Raw genomic sequence first — 18,401 nt, forward strand, 5'->3', positions numbered from 1 at the left:
TTCCTTATAAAAGCGAGATTCATCGCATCTCGTAAGCGTCTCGTAAATCTATCGCGTCTGATATTTCCCCAATCCAGGGAATGCGATCGCACCTAGTAAAACAGACATTGTAAACAGAATGGCAATGCGTAGGCGTAGCCCGCCGCAGGCATCGTTTTTGCGATCGCCATGATGAATTGATTAAGCGATCGCCTTTACGGTTTATATACCTCACTGCGATGAGCGATCCTTCAGGGCTTTAATGTTGGGGTGCGATCGAGGAGTTTGTTCTAGCTGCTGCAAACATCGGGCAATTTTCTTAGCAAAAGCTTTGTCAGCATTGACATAAACTTCCTGGACATCGGGATGAAGAATAACTTCATACATTAGAGCGAAGAGTTCTCCATGCGGTGTATTGGGCTTTAGGCGTTACTTGATTTTGCTTAACTCGCTCTAACAATCCAGGAATTGCCAAAAGTTCTTGGGTTGCAGCTTCGCTTTCAGCATTTGCCAAATAAGCAGCAAAATCAGTCAGCACCTGTAATCGCTCTGAAGATAATTGCTGGAGTAAGTCATTAAGCCGTTGCTGTAACTCTGCGACAGAAATCAAATCTGCTGATGACCCATCATCCATCGGAGAATTATCGGTAGTATTCATTGCCTACTTCATAATTTCAAGGTTTAGTTTTTATTATGCATCAAATCTTTCAAGTGCTTTGGTTATCTTAGGGGAAACTGTGGCAGACGCGATCGCCCCTTGTAGAGACGCGATTCATCGCGTCTTCTTCCTGATTCATCGCGTCTTCTTCCTTCCCATCATTTACATAGCGCAAATAATTCCGAGTTTTTTGGGTTGGCAATTACATCAATGCAAAGCAATAATTGCATAAATTTTTGTATCAATCAAAGATGTAATCATGAATCATTCCGATCCTCAACCAGAAAATAACAAACCTAAATACAAAGGTAAATATCGAATTGATTCAACCCGTTTGCCGGCATGGAGTTATGCCAGTAATGCTGGATATTTCATTACTATTTGCACCGACGGTAAAAAATGCTTTTTTGGTGAGGTTGTGCAGGGTGAAATGCAGCGATCGCTAATTGGAGAAATTGCTCAGAAATTGTGGTACGAGATTCCTAATCATTTTTCTAATTGCCAGATAGATTCGTTTTACGTCATGCCTAATCATATTCATGGGATTTTGGTTATTAATCAAATACGAGAAGACGCGATGAATCCACGAACACGCGAAGAAGACGCGATGAATCGCGTCTCTACAAGGGGGGACGATCAACGGGGTGGGGTTACTGGGTTATTTAATCCGATGTTGTCTAACAATTCCCTTTCTAAAATTATTAGGTGGTACAAAGGACGATGTACATTTGAAATTAATCAAATATATGAAGGTTTTGGATGGCAAGAAAGGTTTCATGACAACATAATTCGCGATCAATTTGCCCTCGATCAAATTAGACAATATATTATCAATAACCCAATCAATTGGGAACGCGATTGTGAACAACCACCCCATCCCCCCTTGTAGAGACGCGATTCATCGCGTCTTGTATTTGATTCATCTATTGACGCGTATAACGATGTTTCACACCAATCGGGAAATATTCAAAATCACCCATTGGTGCTAATGTAACTTGTGGTGTTTGATATTCTACCGGAACATAATTAGCAAACTCGCTATTTAGACGTAGCAGTTGTGAAAGAATAGAAGATGCGATCGCAAGTCTTTGATCTTCACTACCCTCTACCCCTACTGCTAATTCCACAACTACAGATAAAAATCGGTTTTTATCACCATCTTCCTTCACCTGCAACACGAATTTACCCGTCACCCATTCTTGAATTCCTGGTTGTTCTAATCCCACCGTTACATTTTCGGGATAGATATTTGCACCAAAGTAAGAAACTGTAAAATTAGAACGACCGAAGACATAAACAAAAGGTAGCTGATGAATACCTCTTGGTGATTCTTGAGTATCAGAACGGAGATTTTCAAGCGGGTTAAATCCCCATTCCGCTAAAAATTGCGACATCGCATCATAACTAATTATCCCGCCAGTATCCAAGATGTCATAACGCACTAAGGGAATACCGTTATCTCCCGAAAACAACAATCCGCCATCTTGAACTTCAAAAAAGCGAGTGAAAGGATCGTATTGTACTAGTGTGGGTAAACGCGATTCCCCAAATAAAGTTTTAGCTGCATCGGGATTTTCTGCCAAAAAGCGACGGATACAGATACTTAACGGTGTTTCATTACCCAAAACTCCCGCATCCGCAGTACCGTAAAGTGATGCAAAATCATAACAAGGATTTCGTGAACCAACTCTTTCGCCAACTAAACTCCGCCATTCTTCACTAAATACTTCTCCCGCCATCACTAATTTAATCTGATATTGCTGCCACTCCACACCACGAGCGATACCAGTATCAATGACATCTTTTAAAAATGGCGGGTATCCCAATAACACCACTTGCTCAAATGCTGAACCTAATTCCTGGACAACTCGCAATATTTCTTCTTTGTTGTTACCAGGAGTAATTACAGTGATGAGATAACCTTTGCTAGCAAGATAACGACAGCAATTAGTAGTAAACATTCCACCTACCCAAGTGCCTAAAGTGAAACAAATCACTGCTAGGGTACGTCTGCTATCTGTATAGAAACTATCGTGAAAAATCTGTTCAAAGCGTGTGGCGATTTGGAGTTCATCTGTGAAAAAACGAGGCCAAAATGTCGGTTTACCACTAGAACCTGATGAAGCAGCTATCATGTCGCACTCTTGGAGTTGTCCGTTACGGCACAAGTCAGCTAAGGGATAACGCAGTATATAATTTTGTTTAGCGATCGCTGGTAGTTTTTGAAACTCCTCTAAGGTTTGAATAGTCGCGGGATTAATTTCCCTTTCTGCTAAAAACGCCTTGTAGGCTGGTACATTAGCCGCCACATCGTGAAATAAACTCAAAGCTGCCGAAGTTTGAGTGTTGAGATGCCTTTGCAATATGGTTTCTAGAGGGGTAGATAAAAAATCTTCAAATGCTTTAATTACTTGCTGCTGTCTTGATTTGCCGTTCATGACGCTTGCTTATTTATCCTGAAGTAGAACCAACCCGTTTAAAATAATTCGTAATTCGTAATGACGCTCCTGCGTCGCTAACGCTGCGCTAACGTAATTCATAATTCGTAGAATATCCGAAAATGAGGGTATGCGCGTTGTAGTCATTCAATAAAACCTTAATTTATCCTTCAGCACCATGCAGCTCTATTGCAGTAAACAACACACAAATAATGGTAGTAACCGCTTTTGCACCCATTGTGGTGAACCATTACCTCTTGCTGTGGGACAGGTTGTGGATAATCGCTATCAAATTATCCGTCATCTAGGACAAGGTGGCTTTGGACGCACCTATTTGGCGGAAGATATAAATAAATCCCATCAAACCTGTGTGCTGAAGGAATTTGCACCCCAAGTACAAGAACATCAAGATTTACAAAAAGCTAAAGAGTTATTTGACAGAGAAGCGAATGTTCTAAAAAAACTCCAGCATCCACAGATTCCGCGTTTTCACGCCTCGCTACAAGTGAAGATAGGCACTAAAGATTTTTTCTTTTTAGTGCAAGATTATGTGGATGGTGATAATTACTACCAGTTATTAGAACAGCGTGAAAGTCAAGGAAAAACCTTTAGTGAAGAGGAAGTAATCACGCTCCTGCAACAGATTTTACCTGTCTTATCATACATCCACTCACGAGATGTAATTCACCGTGATATTTCTCCCGATAATCTAATTTGGCGGCGTTCTGATAATTTGCCAGTGCTGATTGATTTTGGTGGTGTCAAGCAATTGCCAGCTTCTCAAGGTTTTTGGCGCACCAAGTTGGTTGGAAATAACACTTTGCTGGGTAAAAAGGGCTACGCTCCAGAAGAACAGCTACGGCAGGGTAAGGCATTTTTTAGTAGTGATTTATACTCTTTGGCGGTAACAACATTAGTGTTACTCACAGGTAAAGAACCGCAGAAATTATACGATAGCTATCAGGGAATTTGGGGATGGGGCAAGGAAATCCAAGTTAGTCCCAAATTAGAAGCGGTATTAAAAAAGATGCTGGCTTATAGACCGAGCGATCGCTACGAACGAGCCGAGCAAATCCTCAGAGATTTACCATCACCAACTGCAACTAAATCTCCAGGCAATTATATTACCACCAAGATCAAGACGATGGTCGTTGCTCCGGGAAGACAACGCGCCAGTGCTGTTATGAGTAGATTCCAGAGGCAAACGCAAGCAATTGCTAAACCGAGAACTTTCCCTGTTTGGATTCGCCCTTTTGTGATGAGTTTAGGGGGAACGGCTTTAGTTGGATTAACTATAGCGGCGGGAAATGCAGCCATTCGGGCCGTCACTTCAATCACCATCCCATCAATTTCATTACCTTCATTACCGCAAATCCCACAGTTTCCAACTGGTAAACCAGCCGGCGACAAAGGAAAAAATAGCGACTTCCAGAAAATTATCAGTCGTCGTCAAGAGTTAGAAATTACTGAAGGATTTTTTATTCGCACAGTAGATGATTTATTTTATACAAAAAAGCCAGAATTAAAGGGACGTAGCCTGACATCTAAGCCTGAAGATGCTGGTTTACGAGATGAATGGTCTGATATCGCCGATAATTTATTGGATAAACTAGAACAAGCTGACCTCAGTACAGCAGCTCGTCGGAAATTAGGGAACTATAGTCAAAAAGATTACGATACATGGAGACAACAAGCGCGATCGGGGCAGTTTGGGAACTATACAATCGATCAGTTGACCAAAGACACAAATGAAAGATTCGATCGGTTGTTTCCCGATCAGCAGCGTAGGAAACTCAATCAACAGACTTTTGGTCAAATTTGGTATGCGATCGCAGCCGATCAAGTCAGTAAAGTACAATCTGGCAAATAAGGCGACTGGGGACTGGGGATTGGGGACTGGGGACTGGGGAAGAGTAATAAATGACAAATGACAAATGACAAATGACAAATGACAAATGACAAATGACAAATGACAAAAATATATTGTTCTAAAGGACATGAAAATTCCCCAGGTAGTCGCTTTTGTCTCCAGTGTGGCGAAAATTTGTTGGATACGCCCATGAGTTATGGTATCCAACCGGGACTGACTTTAGGCGATCGCTATGTGATTGTGCGTCAAATTGGCCAAGGTGGTTTCGGACGCACTTATTTAGCTGAAGATGTCAACCGTTTCCGCGAACTTTGTGTTTTAAAAGAATTTTCCCCCCAAGTTCAAACCGCTTACGTTGTCCAAAAAGCTGAAGAACTCTTTGAGAGAGAAGCAAGTGTTCTTTATAAACTGCAACATCCCCAAATTCCCCGCTTCCGAGAACTGCTGCGGCTAAATTTAGGGGGCAAAGAATATCTGTTTTTGGTGCAAGATTATGTAGAAGGGGAAACTTACAATTCTTTATTAAATACCCGGATACACCAGGGTTTGCGCTTTACAGAAGTAGAAATACGCCAATTGTTCCAGCAAATTTTGCCAGTGTTGGAATACATTCACTCACTAGGAGTAATTCATAGAGATATCTCTCCAGATAATTTAATGCTTCGGACTGTTGACAAACTGCCAGTTTTAATTGATTTTGGCGGTGTCAAACAAGTAGTAGCAACTGTGGCTTCCGAATATTACCAACCCGGTATGGCTGCACCTCCGCCAGCACCAACCTTATTAGGCAAAATAGGATTTGCGCCCCCAGAACAAATGCAAACTGGGTTAGTATCTCCCCACAGCGACTTGTATGCTTTGGCGGCAACAATATTGGTTTTACTGACGGGCAAACAACCCCAAGAATTAATTGATACCTATACTCTCAGTTGGCAATGGCGACGGGAAGTTAATCTGAGTCAAGATTTGGCACAGGTATTAGATAAAATGCTATCTGCTAGACCAAGCGATCGCTATCAATCAGCCCGTCAAGTACTCCAAGCCCTCAACTCACCTCCAGCGAACTATCCGCCAACTCAATATCCCACTCCATCACAACCCACATCCGCCACCGTCGCCGTCTCCCCACCTCCCCCACCTTCCCCAACCCCTCCATATCCCTCATATCCCTCATCTTCCCCCTCTTCCTCCTGGTGGACACCAACAAAAACCTTCCTGGTGGCGGCGCTAGTCGCTGGTAGTGTGGGATTAATTTGGTGGGGATTGAATGGCAGACGAGATGTCGGGCAAGTCGATCCTAATCCTACAGCCAGCCCTATTCCAACTAGCGAACAACCAACCGATCCTTTAGCGCAATATTCGCCAGCAGAACGAGAACGCAAAGAAAGATTAAGCGATCGCCGTCAACAGTTGGGTATTGACTCTAACTTTTACGTGAACTTGGTGAATCAAGTTTTTTGGGACAGAAATCCCAGTTTACGGGGACGTACTCTCAGCAATGGGACTGAAGATGAGAGTTTGCGCGCAGAGTGGGATCAAACAGCTTCAGAATTACTAGAAAAGCTTGCACCACTGAGTAATAATGCACGCCAAAAGTTGGGAACTTACACAACTGCTGAACGCGATCGCTGGAAAGTAGAAGTCAACAAAATCAACGTTGGTAGTCGTTCTTTGTATGACTTGGGAGATACTGCATTCTTACGTGTATTTCCTGAACAGCGGGGTAAAAGTTTCCAAGGTCAGCCCATTGGACAAGTTTGGTACGGATTTGTTAGCGATCGACTCAGTGCAATCCTTGACGGTAGCGCTTTCCAGAAACTTGTCTTCGATCCTGGGGCTACTGGCAAAACAGTTAGCAGTACTCTCCAACCTGGTGGTGGTAAAGTATTCATTGCTGGACTTGCCAAAGACCAATCTCTAGACTTGAAGCTAGAAGCAAATTCTCAAGTCTTGTTATCAGTCTATTCACCCTCTGGCAAAATTCGATTTTTAGAAGATTCTACCAAACGTAGTTTGTCAACTAAATTATCAGAAAATGGATTTTATGAGTTTGTTGTAGTTTCCACAGCAACGAAACCAGTAGATTATCAACTCACTATTACAGCCGAAAATCCCACAGTTCCCCCATCACCAACACCCACGCCCACGGAAACATCCACGCCGATACCAACTCCCACGCCAACCCCGACACCTACGCCAATACCAACACCCACGCCTACAGAAACCTCCACACCTGAACCGGAACCTACACCAATACCAACTCCTGAGACAACGCCCTAGTACCGCAAGGCGGAATTAAAAATTAAAAATTAAAAATGTTGGCGAAAGGTTATACCATGTCCCCTTGATTACTTACTAAACCCCAAGAACCCCACCTCGCCAAAGCTACGCTTCGTCTCCCTGCCCCTAATCCCCAGAGGGGGCCCCGAGTTCCCCGCAGGCGGGGAGGGGCTGGGGGTGGGGTGCAATGACTGTGGGAATCATAACTAATTACCCGGACTTGATATTACTGGGTTTGGGAAAATTCCATACCTTTACCCCTTACCCCATAATGCCAAGAAGCTATTGTAGTAGTATCTTTCAATCTGTCTGCACTACACCTAAACGCAACGCAATTCGCTGGTGCTTCGTTGGATCGTAGGGTCTACCTCTGTGCATCACCTGTGAGTTGTCCCAAAAAATAATATCTCCTGGCTGCCAAACATGGGAATAGACTGGCGTACAGTCTAGAACAGTCGCAAACAAATCTTCCCAGAAACGTTTTGCTTCCTCTGGTCGATCTTCCATACCAACTGCGATCGCAGTGTCCGAACCTAAATATAATCCCTTTTTACCAGTAACTTTGTGAGTGGACACAATGGGATGCAGTTTCTTCGGTATATCAGTATCTACATTGGGTTTTTTAGAAAACATTGGTGGCGAGTGATACATCGACATCTGCTCTAACTGCTGCTGATGTTGAGGATCTAGGTTATTGTACGCTTCTACCATATCAAGGAACTCGGTAGTGTGAGGTTGCCCATCTACACCTTCCGGCACTTGTATCCCATAAAGCATCACAACATATAGTGCGTTCATATCCAGTCCCTCTGCACGGGGGAGACCATCTTTATCATGATGCCATTGCCATGCATATTTCCCGACTGCATCGGCAACCGGCCCTTTAGGATTGCCCAATATATAGACATTTTGGCTTTGTAAGTCTGGACTAATATCAGGATCTAATGTTTTCGGAGGACCGCCAAACATAAAATCACCAAAAGTCTGCTTGGCAAATTCTTTTAATTGTTGTGCAGTCATCTGTTGCTTTCTGACGACCACAACGCCATGTTTCCACAGTGATTCTTTTAATTCATGCGACTCTAGATTTGTGAGGTCGTTGAGATTGCAACCGTGTAGGACTTCAATTCCGAGTCTTGAGTGATGCTGGATTGTTTGTTGTTGAGTAATTTGAGTCATTGCTATGCATTTATTTTGGAAGCAAACTATATAGTTAATTAGTGTAGATAGGAAATTTGTGTAGTAGTATCTTACCTAAAAAAGTTGGCCAAATATATTAAATATTGAAGGGGCTAATAACGTTTTTTTACTCTGAAAAAATAAAATATTTGTAGCGACTTTCTTGAACAACAGTAAAACCCAACAAAAGCAAGGATTATTGGTGTTGGGTTTTGTTCCTAAACCCAACCTACGCATAGATTTATAAAAACTTATTACAACAAAGGTTTCTAATTTTGATCTCGTGAGAGTCATAAAACAGTACTAATCAAAGTCTGTCGGTAAATTTGGTTGGCGATAATGTTGAAAAAGTCGATTTATTTGTGCTGGTGTCACACGTCCGAGAGAAAGTTCTGGTAACGCACCTTCAGGGAAAAAACCTACTTCTTCAGTTTCAATACTTGATGATGGAGAACCACCAATAAGTTCACAGTGAAAAAACAGCTTGTAGACATAAAACGGTAATGGTGGATGTCCCTGTTTGTTTCTGTCATAGACTGCTAGGAGTTTGATAGCGCGTGCTTGATATCCAGATTCTTCATATATTTCTTTCACAACTGCCTCACTGGGCGACTCGCCAATATCAGCCCATCCACCAGGTAAAGTCCAGCAGCCGTCTACTCGTTCCTTGACTAACAATATAGTATCGTCACGAAAAATTGCTCCTCGCACATCAACTTTAGGAGTTGCATATCCGACTTCACGGCTAAATAAATCGAGGACATAAGTGTGTTCTACATTTGAATAACTCGCCATGATTTCCGTGGCGATCGCTCGTAATTGTTTGTAACGTTCTATATCGTAAACACCCTCAGAATAAGTCAACCCATTTTGAGCGATCGCTTGTAAATTTTGCGCCCATTCCAGCCATTTAAGTTGCATATATTTTTCTTATGTCGGGGATTGGATCTTAGGTATTGGGGAAAGGTGACAGGTGATAGGTGATAGGGAATAATCTGTACCCTATAACCTGTACCCTATTCCCTTCTTCAGTCCCCAGTCCCCAGTCCCCAGTCCCTACTTACGCATCATCTAAAGCTGCAATTCCAGGCAATACCTTGCCTTCAAGTAACTCCAAGCTAGCGCCGCCGCCAGTGGAAATGTGGCTCATTTGATCGGCTAAACCAACCTTTTCCACAGCCGCTACTGAGTCGCCACCGCCGATAATGGTAGTTGTGCCAGTTTTACCGATTTCGGCCAGGGTATGAGCGATCGCTTCCGTACCTGCTGCAAACTTATCAAATTCAAACACACCCATTGGCCCGTTCCAAATTACCGTTTTGGTATCTGCAAGGGCTTCTTGGAAAAATTTCACCGAGTCTGGCCCAATATCCAAACCCATCCAACCATCGGGGATATTTTCAATGCTAACGGTTTGAGAATTGGCATCAGGGGAAAAGTTATCTGCTAATACCACATCTGTGGGCAGCAATAAAGCAACGCCCCGTTCTTTAGCCTTAGCTTCCAAAGACTTCGCTAGTTCCAGCTTGTCTTCTTCCACCAAAGACTTACCAACATTCAAACCACGGGCTTTGTAGAAGGTGAAAATCATCCCACCACCGATGATTAGCTTGTCGCACTTCTCCAGCAGTGTTTCAATTACGCCAATTTTGCTAGAAACTTTGGAACCGCCAATAATTGCTGCTAAAGGACGTTGGGGATTTTCAATAGCATTTTGCAGATATTGCAATTCCTTCTCAACCAAATATCCAGCCACAGAAGGACTGAGGAATTTAGTCACACCTTCAGTAGAAGCATGGGCGCGGTGTGCAGTACCAAAAGCATCATTTACATAAAAATCAGCATTAGCTGCCAATTTTTTGGCAAATTCTGGGTCGTTTTTCTCTTCTTCTTTATAAAAACGGACATTTTCGAGTAACAGCACTTGGCCATTTTGCAGGGCGCCAACTTTAGCTGCAACTTCATCACCAATAGAATCATCAGTTTTAATGACTTCTTGCCCCAGTAACTCAGACAGACGCTTGGCAACGGGAGTTAGGCGTAATTTGTCATCCACACCCTTGGGACGGCCAAAATGGCTGGCGAGAATAACCTTAGCTCCCTTCTGCGTCAAATCTTGGATGGTTGGTAGAGCGGCGCGAATGCGAGTATCGTCAGTAATGTTGCCTTGATCGTCCACAGGCACATTAAAGTCAACCCGCACTAAGGCACGTTTCCCAGAGATATCAGCCGAAGATAAACTTGCTAAACTTTTTTTGGACACACCAAACTCTCCTGATTGCCTTTTTGTTATTGTTTTGAAAGTAGAACCATCAAGATTTTACCGGAGTCAGGGGTACCCAAGTGACAGATATATTTAAGACGGTATTATTTCCTATCGATCAAAGCCGAGAAACGCGGGAAGCTGCTGATGTTGTTACCAACGTAGTCAAAAAGTACAGCAGTCGCTTGATACTGCTGTCTGTGGTAGAAGAACCACCTCCAGACGCGCCTAGTGCCGACGATCCGATGGTGTCGCCAGAGGTAGTTGCGAAACTGCTGGAAAATGCCCAATCTTTATTTTCTGGGCAAGGAATTCAATCTGAAACCCTAGAAAGGCGAGGCAAACCAGCTTTTACGATCTGCGATGTTGCTGATGAAATTGGGGCAGATTTAATTATCATGGGCTGTCGGGGGCTAGGTTTGACTGAAGAGGGAGCGGATGATAGCGTTACCACTCGCGTGATTAACCTTTCCCCTTGCCCAGTGTTGATTGTGCCTTAGCAGTGTGTTGCTCAATACTACTTGTAGTGCGATCGCCCGGTTCTTTTCTAGCCGAGCGATCGCCATAAACAATGCCATCTCTGCTATTGCAAATAGAATGAGGGCGATCGCATTCAATTCTCGTAACCCCAACTCTAGGATTTGAGGTAGTTTGTCTGCAAAGGGTTGAAGCTGATTGACAACTTCATCAGGTAAGTCAAATGTAACTTGCATAGACGTTTGTTTTTACCAATACAAGGATACACTTTCTGGATTTTAGTTGACAGAATATTCCACAATTAAATCAATAGGATACCGCGTACCTTTGGTCGGCGTAGCCATCGCAATTGTTACCCATGATGCGATCGAACTTTTTCGCAACTTCTTGGACATGATGGCTGTATCTTTGGAAACCACCGCGTTCGCGCCATCGGTTTTCCAGTTTTTCACGAGCAACACCAAAGACGGAGGCAATGATTTGATTCCCAGCATTCACAAGTATTAAAAACTCAGCACTCCTTACTCCTTTTGAGGCCAGCGCCAGTTGTAGCGATTCCATTCATACATTCCTTGAATTTCATACTCAGCGCCATTGAAGAAGCGGACGACGCAATTAGTAGAGGAATCATTGCTGCATCTACGCCCGTCGTAGACATCGCTAATTTCCTCGACCTTAATCACCATACAGGGAAACCATTCCCGCTTACAAGGCCCATCTTCTTGCACCCATTCCCATAGTGCATTGGAAACTTCAATGCGATCGCCTACTCTTAACTTCAGTGCATCCTCAAAATAAGAATACTTATCAAAATGATATGACTCAACCCGATTCAACCACTGCAAACCATAGCGTTGGCGAATAAATTGTACCGTTCCAGAGTCATTTTCTAGCAACCAGTCGTTGAGTAATTGCACTTTCCAAGTACGGTTGCGTTGTTCTTCATCCTTAACAAATTGTAAAAATGCTTCTAACTCCTCTGGGGTAAGTTCGTCTAAAGGATTAGCAATATTTGACTTCCCAGAGGTAGAATTTCCCTGAATTTGCTCAACCACTTGCAGTAATATCTGTTTCTGCGTGTCAGTGAGAGGACAGCTTGCTGCATCACAATCATTAAAGGCTGCGAACATAGCTACTTCAATCTCATCTGGAGTCATAAGTTCATAGCAATTGAGGGGTTATTCTCTTAATTATTACAAATGTTAAATTCAAGTCTCCAATCACCCTGTAGTTAAATATAGACATAATTAAATTTAAGATGTCTAATATTCAAGGAAGTCAGGAGAAAAACTTGATTCTGTCTCCTGAGTTCTTGGTATTGGTTTGGTATTTTCTAGTGTTGACCTATTTATCACCTAGTTAGGAAAATTGCCATGACTCAAACTCAGCATCCCACAAAACTCCTGACTTTTGAGGAATTTCTGGCTTATGACGATCGCACTGATACCCGTTATGAATTAGTGGATGGAGAGCTAGTAGAAATGCCAACTGAGAGTCAGGAAAATTGTGATATTGCCAAATTTCTATTATTCGAGTTGGCAAAGCGTTTTCCTATTACCTTGCTGGCTTACAAGGACATTGAAGTTGAAGTTAGTGGGCGGCGAGCCACCTGTCGCCTACCCGATCTGGTGTTGCATACGGAAGAGTCGAAAGCGGCTTTGATTGGCAGTCCTCGCAATCTAATTACCCGCGATATGCCCCCGCCTGCGCTGGTGGTTGAAGTCGTCAGCCCCGGAACTGAGAATCGCAGCCGCGATTACCGTTACAAGCGCACGGAATACGCAGCCAGAGGCATTACTGAATACTGGATTGTCGATCCTGAGTTAAAACAAATCACCGTTTGCAAGTGGGTCGAGGGACAATATGAAGATACGGTCTTGAAGGGTACGGCGACCATTGCATCAGATATAGTACCTGATTGGGAATTGATAGTGGAGCAGGTATTTGCAGTGGCGAATTAATCAGGGAAGTAGAGAATAGAGAGTAGGTGTATGTTGTAAGCTGAGTTTATCAGTTAATAATGATTCAATTAAATCACGGGGTCTTTTATGCGGTTGCGTTCACTCACGGTCGTTTTTATTTCCTGCCTCATCACCTTTCTATCGTGGGTGATTATTCCCCCAGCTGTAGCCCTGACACAGATTAAACTATTTGATGTCTCCTATAAAGATTGTCCACCAGAACTAGCACAAGGGGCTGTTATCAGTAGTGGTAGCGCGGCTGCCAATTGTTTTCTTGTCATTGGCAAGGCAGAAAATGGCACTAATAAAACAGTCTACGACGCAGATATTTTTGGACGCATTTATGATGCCAATAATGACTCGGTGATGCAAAACCGCACTCGCTTAGGCTCTATTACCGAGTTACCACCAGGTATTAGCGATTTTGAATTGAGAATTTCTGTACCTGCGAATCAGCCTACTCCGTTGAAGCTAAAACAGTTCAAGGCTGCCGGGTTTAGCGGTCAAGTGCGTAAGTAATATGATGTTTGGTAAAATAAAATCTCACTCTGCCAAAGCTGTGCTTTATCTCCCTTCTTCGCTTGCTGTGGGGTATTAGAATATACAACTATATAATTTAGACGCAATAAAAATTGTAGAGACGCTTTTACACTTGGCGTCTCTACAAAAGTTTTTATTAGGGTAGTAATCAAAATCCCTGTACGAATGGCAGACGAGTTAGGGTTCTCAGAAACTCTCCAGCTAAGTTGAGTGCTAAGAAAGCTAAGATCGGCGAAAAATCCATACCACCCAATGGGGGAATAATTGAGCGGAATAGATTCAGATAAGGATCGGTTATCTGGGCTAAAGCGGCAAATGGCTGGTTATACCAGTTGATTGTCGGGAACCAAGTTAACAAAACCCGGATAATTAGCAAATAGCTATAAAAGGTGACAAAGGTAACTAGTGTCGTAATCAGTAAACTCATGGATAGCTTTGTTTCCTACTAGGTGTCAAACGCGGTCTTATTTTAATTTTAATTTAGTCCATGTCATGGTGTTTGCGGATTTCACGTTTACCACACTTGACACTTTCACCACGCCTGAACAAACTTCAGGAGTCTTTAGTGAGGGAGCGGTCATTGGTTGCTTGGGGTGAACCGCCATTAACATTTCCCAGTTGCTTTCGCACTTCATCAATTGTGGCATTTAGCTGGGCAATTTTATCTTCTAGCGATCGCCTGGCCGTTTCTATGCCGATGCTTTCGCTTTCTGAGGCTTTCATCTGACGCCGCTTTGCTGCTATTTTCTTAGCTTCGACTTGGCTATCTGTCAGTTCTGTCTCCTCTTCTATTAGCAATTCTGGATCGCGTCGAGAAGCAATCAGCGCTCCGATAACACCGCCAAATACGCCACCAACAAACGCCCCTGCTACAAAACCACTGCCAAAACCATCTCGCTGACTCATATCTTTACCGCCTTCAACAAACCTTGCAACTTTTACAGTACTTATGCTATTTTCCTGCCCTAGCTGCATACTAGCTTAAGTCCCAAAGATGCGATCGCCTGCATCTCCCAATCCCGGTACAATATACCCCCTGCTGTCCAATTTTTCGTCAATAGTAGCGGTGTAAATTATTAAACCTGGATAAGCTTCACTCAATTTTTGTAAAGCTGGTGGAGCTGCTACTACACAAACAATCCGCGTCAGAGCTGGGTCAGCACCCCGTTGTGTCAATTCTGCCATTGCTGCCATAATTGAGCCTCCGGTTGCCAACATTGGATCGGTAACTAACACTCGTGTTTCGGGGTCAAATTTTTCTGGTAACTTGTTCAGATAACAATGAGGTTGCAGTGTCTCTTCGTCTCGCGCCAAGCCAAAGTGGTAAATCGATGCTAAAGGCAGTAAAGTCTGCGCTCCCTCTAGTAATCCTAGCCCAGCCCGCAGAATCGGCACTACTGCCATAGGTACTTGCGGATCGATCACCGTTGCTGGACAGGTATCTAAGGGACTCTGTACTGCTGTTTCTTGAGTCGGCAACCAGTCTCGTGCAGCTTCATAAGTCAGCCATCTTCCCAACTCAGTCATGGCACTGCGGAACAATACTGAAGGCGTGCCTGCATCACGGGCAACTGCTAGCCAGTGCTTGATCAGGGGATGGGGTGGAACATAAACGCGCAATTGTAGCGTCATAGCCAGAAATAGGCGCCTTTTTATTGTATAAGAACTGAAACACCATAATACTCTTTCCTGCATCCGGCTGACAGCTTAAAATTGACAATCTCAATTTTATTGATAAAATTTTTCATTAGTAGTTGACATTAATTCTCAATCAAGGCTATATTCTTATAAAGTGTTCTCCTCTCTTTTAAGGATCGGCAGACGGGATTAGCCAGCAGTAGCAGGCTCGTCCCTCTTTTTTTTTGATTGGTCATTAGTCATTAGTCATTAGTCATTTGTCATTGGTCATTGGTCATTAGTTAAATTAAATATTGATTGACTCTAGACAAAGGACAAATACTTACTTCTCTACGTTCGCGCAGCGTGTCGCAGACAGACGCTACGCGTTAGTGGAGCTTTCGCTTTAGCGATACGCTCAGTACAAAGGACAAATGACAAATGACAAATGACGCAATCGTAATTGGATCTGGGATTGGCGGGTTAGTAACAGCGACCCAGTTAGCGGCGAAGGGAGCGAAAGTACTGGTACTGGAACGTTATTTGATTCCAGGTGGTAGCGCTGGTTATTTTGAACGCCAAGGCTATCGATTTGATGTTGGTGCGTCAATGATTTTTGGACTGGGACAAAACGGTACTACTAACTTACTCACCCGTGCATTATCAAGTGTAAATGTCAGCCAAGAAGCGATCGCAGATCCGGTGCAGATTCACTATCATCTACCGCAAGGTTTAGACCTGAAGGTTGATCGGGTTTATGAAAAATTTTTGCAAAATCTTATTGCTCATTTTCGCCATGAAGAACAAGGGATTCGTCGCTTTTATGACGAATGTCAAAAAGTCTTCAAATGCCTCAACAGCATGGATTTGCTGTCACTGGAAGAACCTCGGTATTTACTACGCGTATTTTTCCAGCATCCTTTGGCGTGTCTCGGTTTAGCCAAGTATCTGCCCCAAAATGCCGGGGATGTGGCGCGGCGTTACATCAAAGACCCGCAATTATTGAAATTTATCGATATGGAATGTTATTGCTGGTCGGTGGTTCCATCAGACATGACACCAATGATTAATGCTGGAATGGTCTTTTCTGACAGGCATTATGGCGGAGTTAACTATCCCAAAGGCGGAGTCGGACAAATTGCCCAAAAACTAGTGGAAGGTTTAGAGAAGGCTGGAGGTCAGATTCAGTACCAAGCTAGAGTCACGAAAATTCTTACAGAACAGGGAAAAGCGGTAGGTGTACAACTGGCTAATGGTAAAGTATATCGGGGTAAACGCATAGTTTCTAATGCTACACGCTGGGACACATTTACACAATTACTACCAGTAGAAGCAATGCCAGATAATGAGAAAAAGTGGCAACAAAACTATCAAAAATCTCCAAGCTTCTTGAGTTTGCACATCGGAGTAAAGGAGTCAGTTTTACCTGCGGGGACAGAGTGTCACCATATTTTGCTGGAAGACTGGGAAAAGATGACAGTGGCAGAAGGCACAGTGTTTGTTTCGATTCCCACATTGCTTGACCCAGATTTAGCACCAAATGGATATCACATCATTCATGCCTTCACGCCTCACTGGATTGATGATTGGCAAGAACTTTCTGTGAGTGAGTACGAAGCGAAGAAAGAAGAGGCAGCTTGGCGAATTATTGACCGCCTAGAGAAGCTTTTTCCCGGTTTAGATGCCGGATTGGATTATTTAGAAGTGGGGACACCGCGCACCCATCGCCGTTTTTTGGGTCGCGAAGATGGCACTTATGGGCCAATTCCCCGGCGTAAGTTGTGGGGGTTATTGAATATGCCTTTTAATCGCACAGCTATTTCAGGACTTTATTGTGTAGGGGATAGTACCTTTCCGGGTCAAGGTTTGAATGCAGTCGCTTTTTCTGGGTTTGCTTGCGCCCACCGTATTGCCGTAGATTTAGGATTTTAATTACAGATACAGCCTACGCTAAAAACTTAGTAAGCGGATAGCGTTACTAGTGAAACTGGTAGCTACTCCAACAATCTGAGTAACTCTCAATAGGGTTCAGTTAAGAAAGTTATCTGTTAAAGCGAGTTCTTTGAGCGGAGATAGAGGAAAGTGCTGGGGAAGCAAGAGTATTTAAATTTAATCTCTTCACTTTAAGTGCCTCCAAGCCACCTCCCCAGCTTATCCAAACCGTATTGAGATGGGTAGCAAATACAATCAAAAAGTTACTAATTTTAGTGCTTTTTTTAACACAATAGTAAGCTTTTTTACTCCTGATCTGGTATTTTTTGGCTCTGAAAATTAGCTAACTCTGATGCTAAAGTCTCTTCTAACGCATCTAGAATCGCTTGCGGATCAACAGCTTCCTTCATTATTTGGGCCTGCGGATCAGAGCGATTCTTGACATTGGGAATATCTTGGCGTAATTCTTCAATTAAAGCGATAAGTTTTGCGATTTTCTGCTCAGAGAGCAGGTTAAGCTGAAGGCTAAGTTGCGCCCGTTGCTCTGCTAATTTTTCCTGACGCTCTTGTTTGATCAACACCCCTGTTGTGACTAACAGGGAACCTGCGGTCAGTGAAAACTGTAGCCAATAAAATGGCGGTGGATCGAATCTTGATATGCCGAAACGTCGTGGTAAAACATTGGGTGTTACCCACAGAATAATTCCTAACAGGATACTATACAGGAATGCCGGACGATCAAAAAAGGCTGTTACTGTTTCTACAAACCGTTGATGTTGAGGTATGTCTTTCTCATAACGTCTGTGCAGGGCAATAATAGTCTCGATATTTTGACTAATCGCTTCCGGCAATGGGGCTGTGGGCAAAATGGTTTGGCAAGGTGCTGGAGCTGATACTTGCGGTGAATCTTTTGGATTTGGTTTATCTTGGGAGACCATGAACAGTTTTCTTGTACTACTGATTTCTCTAAATCAATAACTCAAGTTTTACCTATATATGTATACTTTTAGGTAGAAAAATATATGAAAGTACCTATAGACAGATTCTGGCAGATTGCTATTGCTGTTGAATCAAGCAGAGATATTGAAACAGAATCATAGCATCAAATTTCTTGTTTCAATATTGTATTGAGATATAGTGATTTGTTAAAACTATAGTTGATTATATACTTTTTAGATATGTCATTCTGATGTCAATGTTATGTCAG

Annotated in this window: 22 protein-coding genes; 7 read left to right on the top strand and 15 right to left on the bottom strand. The window is 43.1% G+C overall.

Translation table 11 applies throughout. From position 1 onward, the window contains the following. Positions 1-19: 19 nt before the first annotated feature. The 4 genes from CDG76_RS35840 to CDG76_RS38970 all read right to left on the bottom strand — a co-directional run bounded on the left by CDG76_RS35840 (position 20) and on the right by CDG76_RS38970 (position 839). Positions 20-214 carry a hypothetical protein gene (locus tag CDG76_RS35840; protein WP_143854028.1) on the bottom strand — a complete coding sequence of 65 codons (195 nt, stop codon included), beginning with the start codon at positions 212-214 and terminating at the stop codon, positions 20-22. Beyond that, the gene (locus tag CDG76_RS05575) at positions 211-366 is read right to left on the bottom strand and encodes a type II toxin-antitoxin system RelE family toxin (RefSeq protein ID WP_223265139.1); all 156 of its coding nucleotides are present in this window, start codon (positions 364-366) and stop codon (positions 211-213) included. Before CDG76_RS05575 ends, CDG76_RS35840 begins: the two co-directional genes overlap by 4 nt. Continuing rightward, positions 359-637 (bottom strand): hypothetical protein, encoded by a 279-nt coding sequence (locus tag CDG76_RS05580; RefSeq protein WP_094348097.1) that lies wholly within the window; start codon positions 635-637, stop codon positions 359-361. The genes CDG76_RS05575 and CDG76_RS05580 overlap by 8 nt, the downstream gene beginning before the upstream one ends. Before the next feature lie 67 nt (positions 638-704). Continuing rightward, positions 705-839: a hypothetical protein gene (locus CDG76_RS38970; RefSeq protein ID WP_262984305.1), complete on the bottom strand. Its 135-nt coding sequence runs from the start codon at positions 837-839 to the stop codon at positions 705-707. Positions 840-896: 57 nt separating this feature from the next. Between CDG76_RS38970 and CDG76_RS05585 the strand changes: the two genes are divergently transcribed. Then, positions 897-1,526 (top strand): transposase, encoded by a 630-nt coding sequence (locus CDG76_RS05585; RefSeq protein ID WP_094348098.1) that lies wholly within the window; start codon positions 897-899, stop codon positions 1,524-1,526. Between the two features lie 34 nt (positions 1,527-1,560). Here CDG76_RS05585 and CDG76_RS05590 read toward each other — a convergent pair whose 3' ends face one another. Beyond that, positions 1,561-3,075, bottom strand: coding sequence for a phenylacetate--CoA ligase family protein (locus CDG76_RS05590; RefSeq protein WP_094348099.1), 1,515 nt, complete (start codon positions 3,073-3,075; stop codon positions 1,561-1,563). 178 nt (positions 3,076-3,253) lie between these two features. Between CDG76_RS05590 and CDG76_RS05595 the strand changes: the two genes are divergently transcribed. Both CDG76_RS05595 and CDG76_RS05600 read left to right on the top strand, forming a co-directional pair. Next, positions 3,254-4,945: a serine/threonine-protein kinase gene (locus tag CDG76_RS05595; RefSeq protein WP_094348100.1), complete on the top strand. Its 1,692-nt coding sequence runs from the start codon at positions 3,254-3,256 to the stop codon at positions 4,943-4,945. A gap of 99 nt (positions 4,946-5,044) precedes the next feature. Further along, on the top strand, positions 5,045-7,225 hold the full coding sequence (locus CDG76_RS05600; RefSeq protein WP_094348101.1) for a serine/threonine-protein kinase: 2,181 nt from the start codon (positions 5,045-5,047) through the stop codon (positions 7,223-7,225). Between the two features lie 300 nt (positions 7,226-7,525). On the opposite strand, the gene CDG76_RS05605 is transcribed toward CDG76_RS05600, so the two are convergent. The 3 genes from CDG76_RS05605 to CDG76_RS05615 form a co-directional block, all read right to left on the bottom strand. Then, positions 7,526-8,404: a TauD/TfdA dioxygenase family protein gene (locus tag CDG76_RS05605; RefSeq protein WP_094348102.1), complete on the bottom strand. Its 879-nt coding sequence runs from the start codon at positions 8,402-8,404 to the stop codon at positions 7,526-7,528. 303 nt (positions 8,405-8,707) lie between these two features. Beyond that, the gene (locus CDG76_RS05610) at positions 8,708-9,325 is read right to left on the bottom strand and encodes an NUDIX hydrolase (RefSeq protein ID WP_094348103.1); all 618 of its coding nucleotides are present in this window, start codon (positions 9,323-9,325) and stop codon (positions 8,708-8,710) included. Between the two features lie 139 nt (positions 9,326-9,464). After that, on the bottom strand, positions 9,465-10,667 hold the full coding sequence (locus CDG76_RS05615; protein WP_094348104.1) for a phosphoglycerate kinase: 1,203 nt from the start codon (positions 10,665-10,667) through the stop codon (positions 9,465-9,467). Positions 10,668-10,756: 89 nt separating this feature from the next. Between CDG76_RS05615 and CDG76_RS05620 the strand changes: the two genes are divergently transcribed. Then, on the top strand, positions 10,757-11,167 hold the full coding sequence (locus CDG76_RS05620; protein ID WP_094348733.1) for a universal stress protein: 411 nt from the start codon (positions 10,757-10,759) through the stop codon (positions 11,165-11,167). Here CDG76_RS05620 and CDG76_RS35845 read toward each other — a convergent pair. From CDG76_RS35845 to CDG76_RS05630, 3 genes are all read right to left on the bottom strand, one after another. Continuing rightward, entirely contained in the window at positions 11,081-11,380 is a 300-nt protein-coding gene (locus tag CDG76_RS35845; protein ID WP_143854029.1) for a hypothetical protein, read from the bottom strand. The genes CDG76_RS05620 and CDG76_RS35845 overlap by 87 nt on opposite strands. Before the next feature lie 70 nt (positions 11,381-11,450). Next, entirely contained in the window at positions 11,451-11,705 is a 255-nt protein-coding gene (locus CDG76_RS38150; RefSeq protein WP_223265140.1) for a hypothetical protein, read from the bottom strand. Beyond that, entirely contained in the window at positions 11,666-12,301 is a 636-nt protein-coding gene (locus CDG76_RS05630) for a hypothetical protein (RefSeq protein ID WP_094348106.1), read from the bottom strand. Before CDG76_RS05630 ends, CDG76_RS38150 begins: the two co-directional genes overlap by 40 nt. A gap of 216 nt (positions 12,302-12,517) precedes the next feature. Here CDG76_RS05630 and CDG76_RS05635 point away from each other — a divergent pair, with 216 nt between their 5' ends. After that, entirely contained in the window at positions 12,518-13,105 is a 588-nt protein-coding gene (locus tag CDG76_RS05635) for a Uma2 family endonuclease (RefSeq protein WP_094348107.1), read from the top strand. An 87-nt stretch (positions 13,106-13,192) separates the two neighbouring features. Beyond that, the gene (locus tag CDG76_RS05640; RefSeq protein WP_094348108.1) at positions 13,193-13,624 is read left to right on the top strand and encodes a biotin carboxylase; all 432 of its coding nucleotides are present in this window, start codon (positions 13,193-13,195) and stop codon (positions 13,622-13,624) included. Positions 13,625-13,793: 169 nt separating this feature from the next. On the opposite strand, the gene CDG76_RS05645 is transcribed toward CDG76_RS05640, so the two are convergent. The 3 genes from CDG76_RS05645 to upp all read right to left on the bottom strand — a co-directional run bounded on the left by CDG76_RS05645 (position 13,794) and on the right by upp (position 15,277). Continuing rightward, on the bottom strand, positions 13,794-14,072 hold the full coding sequence (locus CDG76_RS05645) for a YggT family protein (protein WP_069070457.1): 279 nt from the start codon (positions 14,070-14,072) through the stop codon (positions 13,794-13,796). Between the two features lie 125 nt (positions 14,073-14,197). After that, positions 14,198-14,551 (bottom strand): hypothetical protein, encoded by a 354-nt coding sequence (locus CDG76_RS05650; protein ID WP_094348734.1) that lies wholly within the window; start codon positions 14,549-14,551, stop codon positions 14,198-14,200. Positions 14,552-14,626: 75 nt separating this feature from the next. After that, positions 14,627-15,277 carry a uracil phosphoribosyltransferase gene (gene upp / locus CDG76_RS05655; RefSeq protein ID WP_094348109.1) on the bottom strand — a complete coding sequence of 217 codons (651 nt, stop codon included), beginning with the start codon at positions 15,275-15,277 and terminating at the stop codon, positions 14,627-14,629. A 426-nt stretch (positions 15,278-15,703) separates the two neighbouring features. Between upp and crtH the strand changes: the two genes are divergently transcribed. Continuing rightward, entirely contained in the window at positions 15,704-17,194 is a 1,491-nt protein-coding gene (gene crtH / locus CDG76_RS05660) for a carotenoid isomerase (RefSeq protein ID WP_094348110.1), read from the top strand. Between the two features lie 305 nt (positions 17,195-17,499). On the opposite strand, the gene CDG76_RS05665 is transcribed toward crtH, so the two are convergent. Next, positions 17,500-18,132 (bottom strand): DUF1003 domain-containing protein, encoded by a 633-nt coding sequence (locus CDG76_RS05665; protein WP_094348111.1) that lies wholly within the window; start codon positions 18,130-18,132, stop codon positions 17,500-17,502. Between the last annotated feature and the right edge of the window lie 269 nt (positions 18,133-18,401).

Source organism: Nostoc sp. 'Peltigera membranacea cyanobiont' 210A (assembly GCF_002246015.1).
In the GTDB taxonomy this organism is placed as follows: domain Bacteria; phylum Cyanobacteriota; class Cyanobacteriia; order Cyanobacteriales; family Nostocaceae; genus Nostoc.